Origin of the sequence: Aeribacillus composti (assembly GCF_007827555.1) — a bacterium.
Classification (GTDB): domain Bacteria; phylum Bacillota; class Bacilli; order Bacillales; family Aeribacillaceae; genus Aeribacillus; species Aeribacillus composti.
This window is the reverse complement of record NZ_VISS01000021.1, coordinates 48,508-70,977: the sequence shown is the minus strand read 5'-3', so window position 1 is coordinate 70,977 and position 22,470 is coordinate 48,508. Positions and strand designations below refer to the sequence as shown.

Here is a 22,470-nt window from a genome sequence, read left to right as displayed (position 1 = left end):
GGCAGTGCCACCTTTCTTTAGGTTTTGTCTTTTTGGCACAAATTCACAAAAATTAATTAACAGAAAATTCTAACTATATTTATGCAATGCTAATGTTTTACGATAACAAAATTATTCTGACCGGTCAAAATATTTTTATCGTCAAAAATTCATGTATAATAGCGTTATGACCGAAGTTCGAGGGGTGTTTTTATGAAGAAAAAAGCAGAAGAAAGGCGAGAACAAATTTTAAGGGCTGCTTTTCAAGCTGTTTCAGATAAAGGGTACGAAACGGTAACATTGCAGGATATTGCTGATTATGCAGGTGTAAGCAAAGGGGTTACGAATTATTACTTTGAAAATAAGGAGGACGTTTTTTTAAGCTTGCTGGAATGGGTGACGGATCGCATTTATCAACAAGAGTATAAAGCGGTTAGTAAGCACACAGCAGCGATAAATAAATTAGAGGCTTATATCCATTCTGTTTTTATCGATCCAAAAAAGAATAAAAAATTTTACAAAGTGTATCTTGATTTTATGGCACAAGCGAGCCGAAATCCGCAATATCGGCTTATAAATCTCAAGTTTTACGAAAACTGCTGGAAAATCGGCCGCGACATTGTTGCTCTTGGTCAAGAGGAAGGAACGTTTTCAGCTGACATTGATGTCGATACAGCTTCCAAAATGATTCGCTCGATCATCGATGGATGTCTCATTCAGTGGTTAATGCTTGATGAAGATCACCTTCATGAGTTTTATAAGAAAACTTGCTATGAGCTAATTTTAAAATATTTAAAATAAGGAAAGTCTTTTGGGTATGATCTCCTGAAACTAGACATATTCCAGCGCTCAGCACCTGAATGTACTTGAGACAAACTGGGACTGTAACGAATGTTAAAATTATCGAATCATTTGTAGAAAGCGGCTGATTGGAAGCGGTTTGACGGCTAAAGGTGCATTTTGGTGGCTGAAATTTTAAAAGATGTACCTGATGGATTTTTTGCAGGCGATGATTTACGATATTGAAAAGACATTGTTGCAAGGAGTCGACGTCTTTTGGATAATCGATTAACCTACGAAGACATGTTGAAAATCTGTGAAACAATTAATATACATTATATTCCGGATGAGCAGCTGTTTTATGACACGATTGATCATATTTTAGAAAACTCAGAAAACGAAAGTGCTTCCGAAATTATTCTAGAAACATTTACAGCACTTTTAAAATTAATAGATTCCCAAATTAAAGAAATTGAAACAAAAGTGAATATACAACCTTCCTGTTTTAAAGGCTGTGCTTATTGTTGTTATTTTCCGATTATCACCACGCGCTTGGAAGCCAAATTAATTTTGCAATATATTCAAAGCCTGCCAGAAGAACAAAAACAGGATATTCTTGGACATTTGTTCAATTATTTTGAATCGAACAAGGAGCAACTGGAAAAAGTATGCTCCATCGATTTTCATGAAGATCCTCAATTTAAATTCAAGTACATTTCTGAACAAGTGAGCTGTCCATTTTTAGATCGGTCGTCCAATACTTGCAAAGTTTACGAGGTCAGACCGACTCCGTGCCGCACGTATTTAAATTATTGCCATCCGAATGTGTGTGCGCAATCTTTAATGCCTCGGGAAACCTTCAGCTACGAATTTTTGCATGAATTTTATATGACGGCATTAAATGAGGTGCTTCAAGAGTTTTTATATGAAGATGAAGACTTAGGAATCACCTTTCCAGATGATGTATTTCATATCGATTATTTACCGAAGCTGTTAAAAGAAGAGCTGTGCAATAAGTCTTGAAAAAAAGAAGTCAGATTTTGGACAAATTCAGGTTTAAGAGAATTTTCTTCATGCTTTGGTGAAAAAATGAAATAGAATTTAGTAAATATGGTAAAAAAACAGAAGGAGCTGTCCAGAAAGTCAAATCCCTATTGAAAACAAAAAATCATAAACATCGATGATATATCAACGTTTCTAAAACATAAAAGGGGGCCATCAATAAGCCGAAAAAACGCTTATTAGACAGCCCCATTCTTGAAGAAAGATTTTTCTTGATTTTTTTCACACTTTCTGTGAATATAAAATAAAAATATTCATATAAACATAAAGAAGGTGATTCGATGCCCACGTAAATTTCGTGAGGAAGAAAAGGAAACGATACGTCAAACATTATTAGAAGCAGCCAAAACAATGTTTCGTCAATACGGGATACAAAAAACAACTGTTGCGGCTTTGACTGAAGCTGCTGGCATTTCACAAGGAGCGTTTTATTTATTTTTCCCCTCCAAAGAAGCGTTGCTTTATGAAGTGTTTCAAATGGAGGAACGAAAATTAAGAGAAATGCTTCTAGTTGAGTGGACAGAGAAGCCGTTAACGCAAGAACGATTGGCAGATTTGTTAGTACAAGCTGTAAAGTTGATCGAACAAGAACCGATTTTGCGCTTGATGATTGATCGAAAAGAATATGAACTTTTAATGCGGAAGTTACCGCCGGAATATGTTGACCAGCATACGACAGAGGATGAAGATGCACTTGTGCCTCTTATTGAAAAATGGCAAGCCGAAGGAGTTATGGTAAAAGAAAACCCACGTACAATCGTCGCGGTCATACGCAGCTTCTTTTTGCAGCTTTTGTACCGCGATGAGATAGGGGAGAAGTTTGCCGAAGCGTTAGTGCTTCAAGCGAAATGGCTGGCGAAAGGATTGGTGGAGGAATGATTGAGATCAAACAATTAACCTACACATACCCAAAACAAGCGAAAACGGCATTAAAGGGATTTAACTTTGAAGTCAAGGAAGGGGAAATCGGCCTTTTGAAATAGACATGAATCTCCTAGCAAAAATGGAGGTTCATGTCTTTCGTTATTTTACCAGAGATATCCATGATAATGGCACTGAGTCGGTTGGTCTGAGCACCGTCTCCTTGTTTTTCTAGAATGGTGTATAACGATTGGTTTTCGAGATTTTATACTTTTTCGTGCGACATATAGATCGGTTTGGATAAAGATCGACTGTCCAAGCAATGTAGATCAAGAATGATAAGCTATCAATTCATGTCTGAAAATCCCTCCATATATAACACGACAAATTTATTTGAGGACTGGATGGTATAGCAGTGAAGCGAGGTTTAAGCGAAAATTTGGCAAGGCTTATATTTTGCCTGAGCAATCAGAAGAGAAGGAATTATGCACTGGCGTAACAGTAACTGAATTGAAAAATTCCTAAATATTAGTATGGAATTTTACAGTTTTTTCTTCTTTGAAAAGCAACTGTTATCTATTTAATATCTTTTTGCAAAGCTATTGTTACATAAAATTGCTATGATGTCGTTGTAGGGAAAAGGAGGGATTTTTCATCATGAAAAAAACAATCATTGCTTTTACAGCTGCAGTAGCGACTTCGCTTCCATTTGTAGGTCAAGCTTCTGCTGAAACATATAAGGTAAAACAAGGTGATTCTCTTTGGGAAATCTCTAAAGAATATAATGTATCAGTGGCAGATATAAAAGAATGGAACGGCTTAACGACTGAAACAATTTATCCAAATCAAGAATTAGTCGTAAGTGAAAAAATAAAATATACAATCAAATCTGGAGATACGTTAAGCAGTATTGCTGATCAATTCGGTGTGACCGTTTCGTCACTAAAATCTGCGAATAACTTAACATCCGATTTAATTTTTGCTGGTGATGTTTTAATAATTGATCAAGCAGCGAAAGAGGAACGTACAGTAGAAAAGAAAGTGAACAAACCAGTCGCACAGCAAGAAACAACGACGAATGATAAAAACACAGCATCTGCAAATAAAACCAGTACATATGCTGCGAATGAAAAGAGTTTAAAAAAAGAAGAAGCAACGTCTTCTTCACCTAAAGAGGAAAACAGCTCTAATCAAACTGTCAGCAAGCAAGAAGTTCAAGCGAGAGAAACTGCAACGAAAGCTCAAGAAGATAACGGAGCGAAAGATGCTGGCGGAACGATTACAATGGAAGCTACCGCATATTCTTTAGTAGGAAATAAAACAGCAAATGGAACTGTATTAACAAAAGACTCAAAAGTTGTATCTGTAGATCCAAGTGTTATACCGTTAGGAAGCAAAGTATATATAGAAGGATACGGGACATATACTGCTGCTGATACGGGCAGTGCAATCCGCGGCAAAAAAATTGATATCCATATGCCTACTGAACAAGATGCGATCCAATTCGGACGTAAGCAAGTAAAAGTAACAATTAAATAACTAGATAATACGGGTGCCGAAAGCTTCTTTTTGGCGCCCTTTTTATTTTTTGATTATTACGTTTTGTCAAAAAGGCTAAAGATGCAGAAACTGAAGGTGAATAGGAAAGGAAAAAATATTGCAGCGATTTTTGGAAGATGAGAACTTAAGCTATAATTGTCTAAGCTTTTTTTCATGCTTCAATGTTTTGCTGGACACGAAGTCGAGGGTTTCTTGTGCGTCTGTTAATTCAGCGCGAATCCCTTCCAATTTTTTCTCTAAGCGTGTAAAGCGTTCATCCACGTTTTTTCTAAAAGATTGCAAATCGTTTTCCAGTTTATCCATTCTTGATTCCAATTTGTCCATTCTAGATTCCAGTTTGTCCATTCTAGATTCCAGTTTGTCCATTTTTGCCTCTAAGCCATCCATTCTTTTTTCAAGATGATCAAATCTTGAGTCAATGTGCTCAGAATGCTCTTTCAGCGCCTGCAAAATTGTTTTTAATGCAACGTCTTCCATATTAAAAGGGCTGCCTCCTTTCTTTTAACTATATTTTTTATTATAAAAGATTACAGGTAAAAATGTAAGTTGGAATAATTCTGGAAAATACTCAAATCGGGTATTTGTCAAAAAGAGTTGATTACAGCAAAATTCAGCTGCACGTAACCGTCAGCCGTACAGGGCAAACGCGTTTGAAGATTGCAGTGAAACGCCGGGCAAAAAGAACAAACATGCTGAAATATTAGGCTTGTTGCAAGGACAAAAAAGGAGAGCAGCAAGCAAAAGTAAAATGAAAAAAAAGGAACCGCAAAAGCTTTCCTAACGAGTGAAAAGAAGAACCGGCACTAGATGATTCTGAAATAAAAATTGCGCCGGTTCTACAAATTTTTAAATATCCGAAATTTTTGCAAGCAGCTTTCTTTTTTTAGCTCTCCTTCAATCTTTTGAAGAAAGAATGCCAAAGATTCGTAAAATTTGAATGAACAGGTTGATGAAGTCTAAATATAGATTTAGGGCTATTAACGGCACTTCTTCTGGATGAACACCGTAATGCTTCATTCGATTAAAGTCATATAATACGTAGCCGCTGAAAATTAATACTCCTATGAAGGAAAATGCGAGCATGCCGCCTGAGTTCAACGGCCAAAAAAGATTAAGAACATAAATGATCAGAAAAGCGAGCAGGGCAGAAAATAACATTCCGCCAAGAAATGAGAAATCTCGTTTTGTTGCAGTTGCATATACAGCTAATCCACTAAAAACAGCGGTTGTGGCGGCTAGTGCCATTATGACCGCGTGCGCGCCGATTGTTGAAACATAATGCGAGATCATTGGATAGGCTGTAATCCCTGAAATAAACGTAAAACTATATAGAAATGTATAAGAAATAGCTTTTTTTCTGCGCAAAAAGAATGCAAAAATAATCATGCCAAGTTCAATTATGGCAAGAGGCAAAAACAGTGATGGCGGCACATATATTCCCGCTGCCATTCCTAGCATGGCGATAGCCAAAGAAACGGCAAACGACTTTAAAACACTGGGCATTTGTCTTCTATTCGTAGCGTGTGTATACATAGTTTCCCCCGCAAATTTGATCTTCGATATGACGGTTAATGTTTTATTCTTTTGATATAATTTACGATTAACTTTATGCAAGGATTCATTTTTTTTAATTCAAGTCTTTGCAAATTCGATTTTGTTTAAACAATGTTCATTTTTTTTTGCATCCTTTAGAAGCGGGAAGTTAGAAATCAACTATTCTACTGGACTCAACCTTTCTGGTAGAAAAGCATCGTGAGCTTGCAAATGTCAATATTGGAAAATGGAATCGAGCCATTCACACGATTTAGCGGCAAGTCTCTGCTGATGCTTTTCGAATCAAGGAAAGGTTCTAATATTTTAAGAAACTGTTTTGATCTGTGTAATTGCACAAAAGGCTGATTTCTGCTTTTGCCTTTTGTTCAGCCTTCCTGTCATGATCTGTTGAATTGCATAAAAGCGTGCACCAATTAAACCTGCACGTTTTTTAATTTTTTATCTAGAAACTTAAGCTGCGGAAACTTTTTCGAAACGCTGGCCCCAGCGATTAGCCCTCGAAATCAAACCGTTGCCGCAACAGCATAAAACGCCTTTATGCTAGAAGTTGGAAGGTACTTGCACTTTTTGCTAAGTCAGAAAACAACCAATCATTTTTCTAATCGTTTATACTAAAACTAATCAATGTAAACAGTTGCAAAGTGGCATTAGGAGGGAATTTTATGACTAGCTTTCGTCCCGATATGTCGGTTGAGGAAGCGATTTCAATTTTTCCTATTGGCGTTAATGAAGTGGAAGTATTTAACGAATCCGGTGAATTTGCAGGCTATTTAACACTTGAGTCGCTATTTGGAGCCGTTCAGCAAGGAGAATTAACAAAACCGATTCGTCATTTTATTTTAACGAATGCTCCTGTACAAAGTCTTGAGCAGCATTCGATCTCTTACTCTCAATTCCAATCTTTTTTTCAGAGCAAATTGTGCCGGATCGTTCTTAACTCATTATATGACGGTGTCTATATAACAGACGGTTCAGGGATTACGCTGTTTATCAATAAAGCTTATGAACGGATTACCGGGATCAAAGAAGAAGAAGTGAAAGGGAAGCATATGAGCCATTTGGTTGAACAAGGGATTATTTCCAAATCTGCATCTTTAGAAACGATTCGAACGAAAAAGCCGGTCACTCTTATACAGACAATTCGCAATGAGAGGAAAATTATTGTATCTGCAACACCTGTTTTTTCTTCTTCCAATGAAGTGATGTATGTCGTCAACAGTGTAAGAGATATAACAGAACTGATTCGTTTGAAGCATGAATTGGACAGTCAAAAGCTTTCGTATCAAAAAATTTCGCAAAACTCGCTTTTTCCTGAACAAACGGGTTTTCAAAATCTTGTTATCGGTCCTTCTACTTTTCCAATTTTCCAGCTTGCGAACAAAGTCGCCAAAACTGACGCAAAAATTTTGCTGCAGGGAGAAACCGGCGTAGGAAAAAGCTTAATTGCGAAATATATTCATTCGAGAAGCTCCCGAAGCAATAAAATTTTTATGGAATTAAACTGCGGCGCCATTCCTGAACATTTAGTAGAAGCTGAACTTTTTGGCTATGAACCCGGTTCTTTCACAGGAGCCTTGAGAGAAGGGAAAATAGGCATTTTTGAAAAGGCTAACGGCGGGACGTTATTTTTAGATGAAATTGGAGACCTGCCGTTAGAATTACAAGTTAAGCTGCTAAAGGTTGTAGAAGAAAACCGGTTTATGAGAGTAGGATCTACTGAAATGAGAGAAGTCGATGTACGACTCATAACAGCAACTCATAGAGATCTTGCATCTCTAGTAAGGGAAGGGGCGTTCCGTGAGGATTTATATTATCGACTGAATATTGTCACCTTTGATGTCCCGCCTTTACGGGAGCGGAAGGAAGAGATTGTTCCTTTATTAGAAATGTATTTGAAGGAATTTAATAAAAAATATAATGAAAATAAAAAAATGACCCCGGAATGCATTGAGTGGCTGACAAACTATTCATGGCCTGGGAACATAAGGGAGCTTGCGAATTTAGTTGAGAGACTGGTTGTGACTACCTTTCACGACACAATTGATGTAGGCGACCTTCCTCCTTTCATACAACAGATTTTCCCGGCTTCAAAGCCTAAAACTTTAAAGGAAGCTGTGGCGGAGCTTGAACGCTCCCTCATTATCGATGCACTTAAAAAGCATGGTACGACTAGAGCCGCAGCGAAATTTTTAGGAATTAGCCAAAGTGCCATTGTACAAAAAATGAAAAAATTTCACATACGATTAGAAAACTAATCAAAAAACCTAGATATGATTCGTTTTATAATCAAGTTTTCCTGATTTACATCAGCAAATGAATAAAAAACGATCTAAAAAAACATTGAAGATTTTGTTACAAATATTCGCGGATATTAAAAAATTTATAAAAAATACACAAATCATTTTCGAGTTGGCACGAAATTTGCATAGATATTTGAGTGACACCAGGAAAATCAATTCATTTCTCGCTAGTTTGAAAGGAGAGGAAGGAAAAAAATGAATATATCTACATTTTCAATGGCGAACAAATTAATTACAGGAACTGATTCTCTCAATCAACTCCCTGAAGAAGTGAAGCGGCTTGGGATAAAAAATCCACTTATCGTGACAGATAAGATACTTATCAAAGCAGGAGTAGTAAAACAGGTTCAAAATTTATTGCCGATGGAGCCGGGAGTATTCTCGGATGTAAATCCGGAACCGGAAATTGAAATTGTCGAACAATGTCTTCAAGCGATAAAAGTAGGAAATCATGACGGGCTGATCGCTGTCGGCGGTGGAAGCGCTATCGATATTGCCAAAGCGGCTTCTGTCATGGCGACGAATAAGGGGAAAATTGAAGAATACTTTGGAATTAATTTAGTGGAATCACCAGGGCTGCCTTTAATAGCCATTCCGACAACTGCCGGAACAGGTTCCGAAGTTACGAATATTTCAATCTTGTCGGATACGAAAGAGCAGGTGAAAAAAGGGATTGTCAGTCCGTTCTTATTACCTGATGTCGCAATTGTTTCGCCGATCATGACCATTACGTGCCCTCCTAGCGTGACAGCAGCAAGCGGAGTGGATGCATTGGTTCATGCTGTGGAAGCATATATTTCAAAGTTTGCTTCTCCAATTACGGATGCACTGGCAATTGGTGCTATGAAACTTATTTCCACCCATTTACCGAAAGCGTATTCAAACCCGGAAAACATCGAATCACGTGAGGCGATGATTACAGCGAGTCTCATGGCGGGATTGGCTTTTGGTAATGCAGGTGTTGGAGCAGTGCACGCTCTCGCTTATCCTCTTGGAGGACGTTTTCATATAGCACACGGTGTAAGCAACTCCTTGCTGCTTCCATACGTCATGAAATGGAACAAAATAGCTTGTTTAGAAAGATTCCGTGATATCGCAGAAGCGTTAGGAGAAAAAGTAGATCATCTAAACGATGATCAAGCGGCTGATGCAGCGATTGAAGCGATGATCCGGATATGCCGCTATGTGGAAATTCCGCAATCTTTGCGTGAATTTAATATTCCGGAATCCGCGATTTCTGAAATGGCTGAGGAAGCTTTAAAGCAAACGCGGCTTCTGCGCAATAACCCTCGAAAATTAAGCAAAAAAGATATTGAACAAATATACCGTGCTGCCTATTGATAGGAGGGAAAATCATGATCATGAAATGGAAAAATCGTCCGCACGGCGCTGAAACGCCATATATCCCTGCAGGTCCCTTTAAAATACGGCTGCCGTTTATTCATTATCGGTTTGAATGGCCCGATTATGTGCAGGGTTTGCTCATGTGTGCGGTAGACCTTGGGGCTATTACTCTTTTAGCGGATCATTTAGGGATGCCGTTTGAAGTGGCTCTCGCTGTTGTTGTATTGAATGGACTTTTATATTTACTGCATCATCTGCTTGGTGACCCGGTCATTCCAGGTTGGGTCACTCCCGCGATTCCATTGATTGTTTTGTTTGTTAAACAATTTCCTGAAGGTGAGGACCGAATATATGCACTCATTGCATTTCAGTTGACTCTTGGAATTTTATCCATCATTTTAGGAGTAACGGGACTTGCCAGCAAAGTGGTGCGTTTAGTGCCTGACGCCATTAAATCAGGTATTATACTGGGTGCCGGAATTGGAGCTGTCGTATCGATTTTTGAAGCCGGAGGAAAGTTTGAATTATTCCCGATTACGATCACAATTTGCATTGGCTTTGCGTTTTATCTAATATTCTCTAAACATTTCGAAAAATTAAAGCAAAAAAACAAAGGCTGGGCTTTGTTGGGGAATTTAGGGATTTTACCTGCTATTTTGCTAGCTGTTTTTGTAGCGCCTCTTGTTGGAGAAGCGAAATGGCCGGACATTCAATGGGGTTTCAGTAAACCAGATTTCGCCACACTTTGGGCGGAATATACGGTATTTGGCCTGGGCTTCCCTGCGTTATCGTTTTTCGTGAAGGCAGTTCCTGCTGTTTTTGCAACGTATTTAGTTGTGTTTGGAGATGTGCTGAAAACGAAAGCTCTCCTTTCTGAATCTGATGTCATACGTACGGATGAAAAAGTTGATTACAATCCGAACCGCGCCCACTTAATATTTGGTGGCCGAAACATTCTGATGAGCATGATCGGCCCTGATATTACGATGTGCGGTCCGATGTGGGCTGCCATGCAAGTGGTCGTGATTGAGCGGTTTAAAAAAGGTAAAGAAGCGATGCATTCGTTTTTCGGCGGAGCAGGATCGTTCCGTTGGGGTACAAATACTGGATTATTTTTGCTGCCTATAGTAAGTTTAGTACAACCGATACTTGGGGTAGCTTTAGCTTTGACATTGTTGGTGCAAGGTTATGTAAGCGTTCGTATCGGTGTCATGCAGTCCCGCAGCCAGCGTGATCTTGGAATTGCGGGGATTGTTGGTGCAATCCTCGTCATAAAAGGAGCAACAATGGCTTTTGCTGCCGGCATCCTTTTATGCATCCTGCTGTATGGGAAAGATTTTCTGCGCGGAGAAAACGACCGCATATTTACGCACCACTCGAATGAAGAAAAAGAAAGAGAGGAGATTCAAGCAGTATGAAAGAACAACCATTGACAAAAGGGCTGTATCTTAACGGAGAATTTGTTCAGTTGGATGACAATTTTGCCGTTCAAAACCCTGCCACTTTTGAAACAGTTGGTTATGTGCCGAACGGAACCGCCAAGGAAGCAAAGCTGGCTGTCGATGCAGCTCACGAAGCTTTTAAAACTTGGTCAAAAACGACAGCCTATGAACGAGCAGAATTGCTGGAAAAATGGTATAAGCTCATAAATGATCGGCTGGAAGTGTTGGCATCCACGATGACAATCGAGCAGGGAAAACCGCTCGCCGAGGCGAAAGGCGAAATACAATATGCAAACAGCTTTGTGAAATGGTTTGCAGAAGAAGCGAAACGGATTTATGGCGAAACGATTCCGGCATCTGTTCATTCGAAGAGAATTATCGTTCAAAAACAACCTGTTGGAGTCGTTGCTGCCATAACTCCTTGGAACTTTCCGGCGGCGATGATCACACGGAAAGTCGCCCCTGCCCTTGCAGCTGGATGCACAGTTGTCATAAAACCGGCTGAACAAACACCGCTTACAGCACTTTTATTAGCAGAATGTGCTCATGAAGCAGGTTTTCCAGCAGGTGTCATCAATGTTATAACGACTGAAAAACCAGCTGAAGTCGTTGATGTTTGGATGGAAGATTCACGCGTTAAGAAGGTTACTTTTACAGGGTCTACTCCAGTTGGAAAGCTGTTAATGAGAAAAGCAGCGGATACCGTAAAAAAAGTATCGCTTGAACTTGGAGGATTGGCACCTTTTATCATAACAGAAGATGCAAATATTCAAGAAGCTGTAAAGGGCGTTGTGCAATCAAAATTCAGAAATGCCGGTCAAACGTGTGTATGCGCCAACCGGATTTATGTCCATGAGTCAATTAAGGAGCCGTTTTTAAAAGCATTTCATGAGGCTGTTTTAACACTGCAAGTAGGGAATGGCCTTGACGAGAAGGTAGACATTGGACCGCTTATTGACGAAAATGCAGTCAAAAAAGTTCAACATCAATTAGAAGATGCAGTCGAAAAAGGCGCGAAACTCCATGAAGGACCTTCCGTGAATATGGACAAAGGATATTTTATGAAGCCGGTTGTAATCTCTGATGTAACAGATGATATGTTGTGCATGCAGGAAGAAACATTTGGTCCATTGGCACCGGTCAGCACATATTCAGATGATGAAGAAGTTATCCAACGTGCAAATGGTACACCATTTGGTTTGGCTGCGTATGTTTACACCCAATCTCTCAAAAAGGCTGTTTGGTTTTCTGAAAATCTAGAATACGGCATTGTCGGAATCAATGACGGCCTTCCGTCTGTCGCCCAAGCACCTTTTGGCGGAATGAAAGAGAGCGGCCTTGGAAGAGAAGGAAGCCACTACGGGCTGGACGAATTCCTAGAAATTAAGTTCGTTTCTCTTCAATTAATATAATTTTGGATATCCAAAAAAGTGTGGAAAGAGGGTAAAAACACCCTCTTCCATGCTTTTAGCTACAATAGAAAAATCGTAATCTAACACTTTTTCATAAACTCATTCATTGACTAATCCATTTTAACTGACAGCCTTCCGAATTTTCTATCAGGTTTTGTTTGCTGACTTAACAATATGAATTTTAGCTATCACAATTGACAGTTTATAAGAGTTCCACATATCAATTGCTACAAGTTTTATATATCAAGCAAGATTTGAAAGAAATCGAACAATTTCATATTGTTCGATTGTAATTTCGATGACTATTTTCATTGCTTCCACCTTGCAAATTTTGATTATTTGAAAAGCCCCTGCTTCTTTTACCTTCATTGTCACTTATTACATCTCTGCGTTAGCAACTATATGGTGTTACGCAACGTAAAAGTCAATAGAAAAAGATGTTATTTTCTGGATCTTTTTTAAAGATGAAGGTTGCCAATTTTTATTTTGAAAAGTGGCATTTTTTGAGGGGTTTACGTGAAATGAGCAGTGTAAAACAGTGGACAGTTTACAGGAATTCCATGCAATTTTCTGCTTATGACATGCTGATCCATCTCTAATTTTTATGGGAATTTGCACGATAATCCGAACACCATAAATTTTTTCTTAAAAAAACGCTCAGCTCTTCCGACAGGCTAAGCGTTTTTTTCTGCACTAATCTATTATACTTTCTGACGGTTAAAGACGTTTCTCAGCATACCGAATAAAAGGTACGCTTGATAGCAATAAAGCCGTGATAAACAAGATGACTCCCGCCCAATGGAAATGAATCCAAAAATAGCCCCCAAATGTACCAACTAAGCTTGATCCCAAATAATAGAATAAAAGATATAAAGAAGATGCTTGAGCTTTATTCTTATCCGCCCGTTCTCCAATCCAAGCGCTGGCAATGGAATGACAGCCGAAAAAACCATATGTAAATAGTGAAATGCCGATAATTTTCACCAATACTGGCGGAAAAAGAGTCAATATGGCTCCGGCAATAGTCAAAGCGACGGCAAAAATTAGCGTGGCTGAATGGCCGTGTTCATCAGCTTTTTTGCCTAAAAATACAGAGCTGAAGCTTCCGAAAATGTAGACGATGAAAAGGAAGCCAAGCAATGATTGGCTGAATGAATAAGGAGGCTCGCTCAGTAAATAGCCGATATAATTGTATAATGTCACAAAGCTTCCCATAAATAAAAAGCCCAAAAAAATGAGAGATAAAAGCGGCTTATTTTTTAAGTGTACAGTATATGCTTTTATAACAGCTTCTATATTAAACGGCTTTTTTTCGCTATTCTTTGGTGTCGGTAGAATAATAGCAAAGACGATGCTTAAAATAAGAGCTAGCGCTCCGATGGAAAATAAAGCGGTCCTCCATGAAAAAAAATCTGTCAACAAGCCAGTGATTATTCGGCCGGCCATTCCGCCGATGCTTGTTCCGCTTATATACAATCCCATCACTTTGCCAATTGCAGTTGGATGAAACTCTTCTGCTACATACGCCATAGCGAGAGAGGGGATGCCTGCTGAAGAAATTCCAAGCAGTGTTCGGAATACAACAAGCAAAGGAAAATTTGGGCTCAAAGCAATAAACATAGAGAGCATGGAAGTAAGCAGCATCGAGATGATCATGATTTTCTTTTTTCCAAGAACATCTGACAAACTAGCAGCTACCAGCATCATAAAAGCCAGTGTTCCGGTTGAAGCCGATACGGTTAAACTGGCTGATGCGGCAGAGATATGAAATTCTTTTGAGAAAACAGGCAGTAAAGGCTGTGTTGTATACAAAATGGAAAAGGTGACAAACCCGCCGAAAAAAAGAGCTATGCTGGCCTTTACATATTCTGGACTGTTCATTTTTATGTATACCAATTGGACTCGCCTCTTTCCATTATTTCCAAATATACTATACATCTAATAAGCTAAACTGTCTAATGCAACGAATGAAGTAGAGGCGAATGACAATGAACGATAATCTGTACGAAATCACTTTTAAGGGCCGACTAGTCGAAAAAAACACAAAAATTCAATCATAAACAAAAATTTAAATCTAGCAACATTCCTCTTTTTCAAAAACTTGCAAATGTCAAAGCCTACATTCCCTCGGCAACCGAGTGACTTGCCGTATTTGCTGCTGAAGGAATTTGAGCACCGATTCCCTTATGTGTTCACACAACCAAGGGAAAACATTTATACGATTGTTCCAATTGGTCCGGTGGCAAAAATATTGCAAGTACAAACAAACATCTTCAAACATAAAAAGTTGGCAGGCGGTCAATGTTCTGGTGACGGTGGCAGCAGCGGTTTGAATTCTTGTGGAGGAAGCTGCTGAAAAGTTATATGGACGATGTGTGAAAATGTGGTAAAATATAAAAAAGCGTTTTCAAAATCAAAAAATATTAATGTAAAATCAAAAGAATTTCAAAAATAATTGACAAGATTATGTTTTTTCAAAATTGATCTGGAGGGGATTTAGAAATTGAAAAAAACTCGTTGGGGAATAATAAGCACAGCACAAATCGCTAAAAAGCAGTTGATTCCTGCGATTCAAAGATCTAAAAATGCTGTTGTGGCGGCGATAGCAAGCCGATCCGATAAAGTGATCGGGGTGGCTGATGAACTAAATATTCCGAAAGCCTATAAAAGTTATGAAGACTTGCTAAAGGATCCAGATATCGATGTTGTATACATACCGCTGCCTAACCATTTGCACAAAGAATGGATTGTGAAGGCAGCTGAAGCAGGAAAACATGTATTATGTGAAAAGCCGGCAACGTTGACAGCTGAGGAAGCGAAAGAAGCGGCAGCCGTTTGTGAAAAAAACAATGTGAAGTTTATGGAAGCGTTTATGTACCAATTTCACCCACAGCATCGAAGAGTTCGAGATATCATCGCATCAGGTGAAATTGGCGACGTGAAATTAATGAGAGCCAACTTTTCGTTTTATTTGGATCCTGCCTCGCAAAATATTCGTTTAAATTCTGATATGGGCGGCGGCAGTATTTATGATATTGGCTGCTATTGTATTCATTCGATTCGAAATATTATTCAAGCCGAACCGACTGAAGTGAGAGTAGATGCTGAAATAGATCCTGTTCATCGCGTTGATACGACGGCTGTCGGATATATGGAGCTTGACAATGGAGTCAAAGCCGTTTTTGACTGCAGTTTTAACGCGAGTTTTTCAAATGTTTATGAAGTGGTCGGAACGAAAGGTTCTATTCGCGTTCCAAGAGCCTATCGACCTGACCGCCAAGGAGGAGAAGGCTTAATCATTGTTGAAAAAGAAAATGAACAGAGAATCGAAAGCATTGTAGCGGATCAATACGCTCTTCAAGTTGAGCATTTTTCAGATGCGGTGCTGCATGGAAAAAATCCTTCCTACACAAGCGAAAATATGATCCAAAATATGACTGTAATCGAAGCTTGCTATGAATCGATCAAACAGGGAAAAAAGATTTCGCTCAAATAAAATGACAAAACGGCGGGGCATGTGTTCTCGCCGTTATTTTTTATCATTTTGACCAATAGAAAGCGTACTGGACAGGAAGTGAATTCACCTCCCCTTATCGTCGGGCTGTACCCAACGCATGGTGGCAGGGAGTTTTTTGAAACTCTCTTACTATTTAAAAAACGAAAATCTGCTTTAGCAATCGAATTTTTGTATTGACAAATCCTAATAAATCGTAAATTCTCTTAATTAAGGACTTCTTTCATAAATAATATCGGGTGCATTTTGCAATATATAGGTATAATAGCATCAAACTAAAGGCAGGGGGTACGCGTGAAAATCGCAAAAGTGATTAATAATAACGTGATCAGCGTTATACAAGATGATCAAGAGCTGGTCATCATGGGACGAGGGATTGCCTTTAAGAAAAGACCTGGCGATGAGGTTGATGAAGACAGAATTGAAAAGATTTTTAAATTGGAAAATCAGGATATGGCCAGTAAATTTAAATCGCTATTGTACGAGGTTCCGATGGAATATGTAAAAGTAACGGAGGAAATGATACAATACGCGAAAAATAAACTTGGCAAAAAACTGAATGATATTATTTATATATCGCTGACAGACCATATTAATTTCGCCATAGAACGGTAAAAACAAGGGATAAAGATTGTGAATCCATTACTTTGGGAAATCAAGCGGATATATAAAGATGAATTTCAAATCGCTTTGGAAGCACTGAAAATGATTAAAGACAAATTGGCGATTGAACTGCCTGAAGATGAAGCCGGTTTCATTGCTATGCATTTCGTCAATGCTGAGCTGAATGAAGAAATGACGGATGTCGCCAATATGACAAAGATTATTCAAGATATACTGAATATTGTAAAATACCATTTTAAAATTGAGCTTGATGAGGATTCATTAAATTATTTCCGTTTCCTTACCCACTTGAAATTTTTCGCGCAACGGCTCATAAACAACATGCTTCTGAAGAGCGATGATGATGAATTGTATGAAATCGTAAAAAATAAGCATCCGGAAGCTTATGCCTGCACGAAAAAAATAAAAGATTATATTCAAAAGGTGCATGGCCATGAAATAACTTCGGAAGAAAAACTATATTTGACAATTCATATTGATCGAGTCGTGAATCGTAATTAAACAAAATCTCAGCTTCTCGTAAAAATTTTTAAATGAACTGTTGACAGGAAATGAAAGCGTATGCTAATTTGTAAATAACAATCGAATAGAAACCGTTTCATTTAGGATTGTTACTGGTCATGCAGGCAAAACCTAAATTGTTTCGTCATTTTTATGGCGGGCAATTTAGGTTTTTTTATTTTCTTGATCGTATAAGAGTTTTGCGACAGGATAAAGTTGGAAATTGTTTTAATAATAACGAGAGGGTGAATGAACAATGGGCCATTTCGAAGCGAAATTCCCGGAAAACTTTCTCTGGGGCGGCGCAACTGCTGCCAACCAATTAGAAGGTGCTTTTGATGCAGATGGAAAAGGTCTTTCTACTGCCGATATGGTGGCTTATGTACCAAAAGAAAAACGTGGTAAAAACGGACATTCATTAGATGTGACAAGTGCAGAAATCGAGGAAATATTAAATGGAGAAGCGTCAAATAAAATTTTCCCGAAACGTTTCGGAATCGATTTTTATCATCGCTATAAGGAAGACATCGCCTTATTTGCAGAAATGGGGTTTAAAGTATTCCGTTTATCCATTTCTTGGCCGCGTATCTTCCCGAATGGGGATGAGACCGAACCAAATGAAGCAGGATTAGCCTTTTATGACAAAGTGTTTGACGAACTGGCGAAATATAATATTGAGCCGCTTGTTACACTTTCCCACTACGAAATGCCGCTCGGCCTTGTGCAAAAGTACGGCGGCTGGACGAATCGCAAGGTGATAGATTTCTTTGTTCACTACGCTGAAACCGTATTTAAACGGTATAAAAACAAGGTGAAATATTGGCTGACATTTAATGAAATCAATATGATTACTTTCAGTCCGTACACCGGCGGCGGCATTTTAACCGATCGGGTTGAAAATGTAAAACAAGCTGCCTTCCAAGGGGTACACCACCAATTTGTAGCAAGTGCACTAGCTGTTAAAGCATGCCACGAAATCATTCCGGATGCAAAAATCGGCTGTATGCTAGCTAGATTGGAAGTATATCCGGAAACATGCAACCCGGACGATGTACTTAAAGCATTAAAAGAAGATCAGCTGAACTTATTTTTCACAGATGTTCAAGTTCGCGGCGCATACCCAAGTTATATGAAACGCTATTTTGCAGAAAATAATATTCACATTGAAAAACTTCCAGGCGATGATGCCATTTTAAAACAATATACAGTGGATTTCCTTTCGTTCAGCTACTATATGACACTTGTAGCCAGCACGAAGGATGATGCTGAAGAAGTTTCAGGCAATTTAATCGGCGGTGTGAAAAACCCTTATCTTGAATCATCTGATTGGGGTTGGCAAATTGATCCGGTCGGCTTGCGGATTACGTTAAATAAATTGTATGACCGCTATCAAGTTCCTTTATTTATAGTGGAAAACGGATTAGGGGCCTACGACAAGGTTGAGGAAGACGGCAGCATCCATGACGATTACCGAATCGACTATTTGCGCAAACATATTGAGCAAATGAAAGAAGCGATTGGCGACGGTGTTGAATTAATGGGGTATACAACTTGGGGGCCTATTGACTTAGTAAGCGCATCTACCTCAGAAATGAGCAAACGGTATGGTTTTATTTATGTCGATCAAGATGACTTCGGCAACGGAACATTGAAACGCCTCCGGAAGGACAGCTTCTATTGGTATAAAAAAGTAATCGAAACGAATGGAGAAGAATTGTAAAAACGATTGCGATGTCGAAATCACTCTGTTTAAAAATGAAATGGGAGGTAGTAAGCATGAAACACGAGCGGCGCAAGCCTTTTCCAAACGATTTTTTTTGGGGAGGTTCCACATCAGCCTATCAAGTGGAAGGCGCATGGAATGAAGACGGAAAGGGACCTTCCGTTATCGATATGGCCAAATACCCCGAAGGCACAACTGATTTTAAAGTAGCCAGCGATCATTACCACCGTTACAAAGAAGATATTGCTCTGTTTGCTGAAATGGGCTTTAAAGCATATCGTTTTTCCATTGCCTGGACACGCATTTATCCTAATGGCGACGGAGAGGTAAATCGAAAAGGGATAGAGTTCTACGATCAACTTATCAATGAAATCAGAAAGCATGGAATTGAACCGATTGTGACGATTTATCATTTTGATTTGCCTTATGCATTACAGGAAAAAGGCGGCTGGTCCAATCGTGCAACGATTGATGCATATGAAAATTATTGCAAAACATTATTCGAGCATTTTGGCGATCGGGTAAAATATTGGCTGACGATTAATGAACAAAATATGATGATCCTTCATGGCGAAGCGATCGGGACCGTTGATCCGAACTTAAAAAATCCAAAAAAAGAATTGTATCAACAAAATCATCATATGTTTGTCGCTCAGGCGAAGGCAATGGCGTTATGCCATCAAATGCTGCCGGATGCAAAAATCGGACCGGCGCCGAATATTGTGACGATTTATCCGGCAAGCTCAAAACCTGAAGATGTTTTAGCTGCCAATAATTACGCAGCCATCCGCAATTGGCTGTATTTGGATATGGCTGTATATGGGCGCTATAACAATATTGCCTGGGCTTACTTGGAGGAAAAGGGATATACTCCAACAATTCTTGAAGGCGATATGGAAATTTTACAAAATGCCAAGCCGGATTTTATTGCTTTTAACTATTATACTTCGCAAACAGTAGCAGCAAGCGAAGGAAATGAAGAAGATGTGAACCAAACAGGAGATCAGCATATTACGGTTGGGGAACCGGGAGTTTATAAAGGAGCCTCCAATCCGCATTTAAAGAAAAATGAATTTGGCTGGGAAATTGATCCAGTCGGGTTTCGGACAACATTAAGAGAAATATATGACCGCTATCATTTGCCATTGATTGTTACGGAAAATGGATTAGGCGCCATCGATCAATTGGAAGAAGGCGATGTTATAAACGACACATACCGAATTGAATTTTTAAGAAACCATATCGAACAAATGCAATTAGCGATTAGTGACGGTGTTGAAGTGTTCGGTTTTTGTCCTTGGTCAGCTATTGATCTCGTCAGCACGCATCAAGGTATAAGCAAACGCTACGGTTTTATTTACGTTAACCGTGATGAATTTGATTTAAAAGATTTGCGCCGAATTCGAAAACAAAGCTTTTATTGGTATAAGCAAGTCATCTCATCGAATGGAGCCAATTTAGATTAGAAAGAGTAAATTCGACAATTGCATAATTTTTTCGGGAAGCTGTCAAAAATCAGGAAGGAATGTTACCATCCGGGCATAACCTGAACTGATTTGAACAACACAGTGCGTTTATTCGTGCGCGTTCAAATTGGTTCAGGTTTTTTATATATCAAATATATTTTTGGGAGGGTCAATCATGAAATATGAGCAATTGGCTAAAGACATTATCGAAAATGTCGGCGGTAAAGAAAACGTTATCAGTGTTGTTCACTGTATTACAAGATTGCGCTTTCAATTAAAGGACGAAGGGAAAGCGAACACAGAAGTGTTAAAAAACATGGACGGAGTCGTCACCGTTATGAAAAGCGGCGGACAATATCAAGTTGTCATCGGCAATCATGTGCCTGATGTATATAAGGCGGTCGTTGCTATTGGCGGGTTTGAAGCTGCAAAGTCTGTCGATACGGAAGCGGGAAAAAAGGATAAAAATTTATTCAACAACTTTATTGACATTATTTCGGGAATTTTTGCACCAACTCTCGGCGTTCTAGCTGCAACAGGAATGATTAAAGGTTTTGCCGCTCTTTTCGCATCACTAGGCTGGATAACAGATAAATCAGGAACTTATCAAATTTTATATGCAATTGGCGATTCGTTATTTTACTTCTTCCCGATCTTTCTTGGTTATACGGCCAGCAAAAAATTCGGCGGCAACACATTCATCGGTATGGCGATCGGGGCGTCATTGGTTTATCCGGCACTATCTAATCTTACTAGCGGAAAAGCGCTTTACACTTTGTTTTCAGGCACGATGTTTGAGTCGCCTATTTATATTACATTTCTTGGCATTCCGGTCATTTTAATGACGTATTCATCTTCCGTTATTCCGATTATTTTGGCTGCTTATTTTAGTGCAAAGGTGGAAAATTGGTTTAAGAAAGTTATTCCTGATGTCGTGAAAACATTTTTAGTTCCTTTTTTTACACTGATTATCATAGTTCCTTTAACATTTTTATTGATTGGACCAATTGCAACTTGGGCAGGAAAGCTGCTTGGACAAGGAACCGTTGCCATCAATGATTTATCGCCAATTATCGCAGGGCTGCTTCTTGGTGGATTGTGGCAAGTATTTGTGATTTTCGGTCTTCATTGGGGGCTTGTATCGATTGCCATCAACAATATGAGCACAATGGGAGCGGATCCTATTTTAGCGATGGCATTTGCTCCTTCTTTTGCACAAATAGGTGCTGTACTTGCCGTAATGCTGAAAACGAAACAGCAAAAATTGAAAACACTTAGTGTTCCTGCATTTATTTCCGGAGTATTCGGGGTTACAGAACCGGCGATTTATGGTGTTACGCTTCCGCTCAAAAAACCGTTTATTATCAGCTGTATTGCTGCGGCAATTGGCGGAGGACTCATAGGAGTATTTGATTCAAAAATGTATATGCTGGGAGGTCTCGGAATTTTTGGTATTCCATCCTTTATCAGTCCGACTGAAGGCATTACGTTTGGTTTGTGGGGCACTTTAATTGCCATTACCGTTGCCTTTATCCTTGGTTTTATCCTCACTTTCCTTTTTGGATTCAGTCAAAAATCGGCAGCAGAAGCAGATCGGCAATTCCAACAAGCAACAGCTGAGGCTGACGCGGAAGAAGAATTATTAGGTAAAAAAGAAATTATTTTCAGCCCGTTTAACGGCGAAGTAAAGCCGTTATCAGACATCAAGGATGCAGCATTTTCATCCGGGGCCCTCGGCGCGGGCGTAGCTATTGAGCCTTCGGAAGGAAAATTAGTAGCGCCTGTATCCGGCACAGTAACGACTCTTTTTCCTACGAAACATGCAATTGGAATAACATCTGATCAAGGTGCGGAAATTTTGATTCATATTGGCATGAATACCGTTCAATTGGAAGGTAAATTTTTCACTGCTCATACAACTCAAGGCGCCCGTGTAGAGAAAGGACAGCTGCTCATTGAATTTGACATAAATGGAATTCAGTCGGCGGGCTTTGATTTGGCGACACCGGTTGTTATAACCAACACTAGTCACTACAAAGAAATAAATGAAACGAAAGAAAAACAAATCAAAATTGGCGAACCTTTATTGACGCTTATAAATGACTCGGAATGATTTTCACAAGAAAAAAGCATCTGCTGATTAAGGGCAGATGCTTTTTTTAAGAAGATTTTGAACGTTTTGCAGCTTTTCATGCTGTTTTTTTGAAAAAATATAATTCTTTTATGTAATAATAGTTTCCGTAATATGCGAATATTTCGAGAAATTATGTTAGAAAATATTACATATTTATTGCAGATATAGTCATATAAACTATAATTCTTAATAAATAAAAAATCCCCCTAAAGAG

General features: G+C 38.9%; 17 protein-coding genes and 1 pseudogene. 14 read left to right on the top strand and 4 right to left on the bottom strand.

The genetic code is table 11. From position 1 onward, the window contains the following. The first annotated feature begins 192 nt into the window (after nucleotides 1-192). From FB379_RS11975 to FB379_RS11960, 4 genes are all read left to right on the top strand, one after another. On the top strand, nucleotides 193-780 hold the full coding sequence (locus FB379_RS11975; RefSeq protein ID WP_144598079.1) for a TetR/AcrR family transcriptional regulator: 588 nt from the start codon (nucleotides 193-195) through the stop codon (nucleotides 778-780). Between the two features lie 255 nt (nucleotides 781-1,035). Continuing rightward, the gene (locus FB379_RS11970; RefSeq protein WP_242009327.1) at nucleotides 1,036-1,782 is read left to right on the top strand and encodes a YkgJ family cysteine cluster protein; all 747 of its coding nucleotides are present in this window, start codon (nucleotides 1,036-1,038) and stop codon (nucleotides 1,780-1,782) included. A gap of 312 nt (nucleotides 1,783-2,094) precedes the next feature. Then, entirely contained in the window at nucleotides 2,095-2,700 is a 606-nt protein-coding gene (locus FB379_RS11965; RefSeq protein WP_144598078.1) for a TetR/AcrR family transcriptional regulator, read from the top strand. 639 nt (nucleotides 2,701-3,339) lie between these two features. Continuing rightward, entirely contained in the window at nucleotides 3,340-4,221 is an 882-nt protein-coding gene (locus FB379_RS11960; protein WP_144598077.1) for a LysM peptidoglycan-binding domain-containing protein, read from the top strand. A gap of 150 nt (nucleotides 4,222-4,371) precedes the next feature. On the opposite strand, the gene FB379_RS11955 is transcribed toward FB379_RS11960, so the two are convergent. Then, the gene (locus FB379_RS11955) at nucleotides 4,372-4,719 is read right to left on the bottom strand and encodes a coiled-coil domain-containing protein (protein ID WP_144598076.1); all 348 of its coding nucleotides are present in this window, start codon (nucleotides 4,717-4,719) and stop codon (nucleotides 4,372-4,374) included. Between the two features lie 417 nt (nucleotides 4,720-5,136). Next, nucleotides 5,137-5,775 (bottom strand): Bax inhibitor-1/YccA family protein, encoded by a 639-nt coding sequence (locus FB379_RS11950; RefSeq protein ID WP_144598075.1) that lies wholly within the window; start codon nucleotides 5,773-5,775, stop codon nucleotides 5,137-5,139. Nucleotides 5,776-6,458: 683 nt separating this feature from the next. Between FB379_RS11950 and FB379_RS11945 the strand changes: the two genes are divergently transcribed. The 4 genes from FB379_RS11945 (at nucleotide 6,459) to FB379_RS11930 (ending at nucleotide 12,294) form a co-directional block, all read left to right on the top strand. Beyond that, nucleotides 6,459-8,051 carry a sigma-54 interaction domain-containing protein gene (locus FB379_RS11945; protein ID WP_063389275.1) on the top strand — a complete coding sequence of 531 codons (1,593 nt, stop codon included), beginning with the start codon at nucleotides 6,459-6,461 and terminating at the stop codon, nucleotides 8,049-8,051. A 240-nt stretch (nucleotides 8,052-8,291) separates the two neighbouring features. Continuing rightward, on the top strand, nucleotides 8,292-9,437 hold the full coding sequence (locus FB379_RS11940; protein WP_144598074.1) for an iron-containing alcohol dehydrogenase: 1,146 nt from the start codon (nucleotides 8,292-8,294) through the stop codon (nucleotides 9,435-9,437). A 20-nt stretch (nucleotides 9,438-9,457) separates the two neighbouring features. Then, the gene (locus FB379_RS11935; protein ID WP_063389297.1) at nucleotides 9,458-10,858 is read left to right on the top strand and encodes a hypothetical protein; all 1,401 of its coding nucleotides are present in this window, start codon (nucleotides 9,458-9,460) and stop codon (nucleotides 10,856-10,858) included. Next, nucleotides 10,855-12,294, top strand: a complete 1,440-nt coding sequence (locus FB379_RS11930) for an NAD-dependent succinate-semialdehyde dehydrogenase (protein WP_066246827.1) — start codon at nucleotides 10,855-10,857, stop codon at nucleotides 12,292-12,294. The genes FB379_RS11935 and FB379_RS11930 overlap by 4 nt, the downstream gene beginning before the upstream one ends. A 243-nt stretch (nucleotides 12,295-12,537) precedes the next feature. Here FB379_RS11930 and FB379_RS19020 read toward each other — a convergent pair whose 3' ends face one another. Beyond that, nucleotides 12,538-12,669: a hypothetical protein gene (locus FB379_RS19020; RefSeq protein WP_277874804.1), complete on the bottom strand. Its 132-nt coding sequence runs from the start codon at nucleotides 12,667-12,669 to the stop codon at nucleotides 12,538-12,540. 342 nt (nucleotides 12,670-13,011) lie between these two features. Beyond that, a complete protein-coding gene (locus tag FB379_RS11925) occupies nucleotides 13,012-14,190 on the bottom strand; it encodes an MFS transporter (protein ID WP_242009326.1) in 1,179 nt (392 codons plus the stop codon). A 211-nt stretch (nucleotides 14,191-14,401) separates the two neighbouring features. On the opposite strand from FB379_RS11925, the gene FB379_RS11920 reads away from it, so the two are divergent. From FB379_RS11920 to FB379_RS11895, 6 genes and pseudogenes are all read left to right on the top strand, one after another. Further along, on the top strand, nucleotides 14,402-14,650 hold the full coding sequence (locus tag FB379_RS11920; RefSeq protein WP_144598072.1) for a hypothetical protein: 249 nt from the start codon (nucleotides 14,402-14,404) through the stop codon (nucleotides 14,648-14,650). 147 nt (nucleotides 14,651-14,797) lie between these two features. After that, nucleotides 14,798-15,790, top strand: a complete 993-nt coding sequence (locus FB379_RS11915; RefSeq protein ID WP_144598071.1) for a Gfo/Idh/MocA family protein — start codon at nucleotides 14,798-14,800, stop codon at nucleotides 15,788-15,790. Nucleotides 15,791-16,102: 312 nt separating this feature from the next. Beyond that, a pseudogene (gene licT, locus FB379_RS11910) lies at nucleotides 16,103-16,933 on the top strand (BglG family transcription antiterminator LicT). 256 nt (nucleotides 16,934-17,189) lie between these two features. Then, nucleotides 17,190-18,653 (top strand): glycoside hydrolase family 1 protein, encoded by a 1,464-nt coding sequence (locus FB379_RS11905; protein ID WP_144598070.1) that lies wholly within the window; start codon nucleotides 17,190-17,192, stop codon nucleotides 18,651-18,653. A 56-nt stretch (nucleotides 18,654-18,709) separates the two neighbouring features. Beyond that, complete coding sequence (locus FB379_RS11900) at nucleotides 18,710-20,122, top strand: glycoside hydrolase family 1 protein (protein WP_144598069.1); 1,413 nt, start codon at nucleotides 18,710-18,712, stop codon at nucleotides 20,120-20,122. A 175-nt stretch (nucleotides 20,123-20,297) separates the two neighbouring features. Next, entirely contained in the window at nucleotides 20,298-22,235 is a 1,938-nt protein-coding gene (locus FB379_RS11895) for a beta-glucoside-specific PTS transporter subunit IIABC (RefSeq protein ID WP_144598068.1), read from the top strand. Nucleotides 22,236-22,470 lie beyond the last annotated feature (235 nt).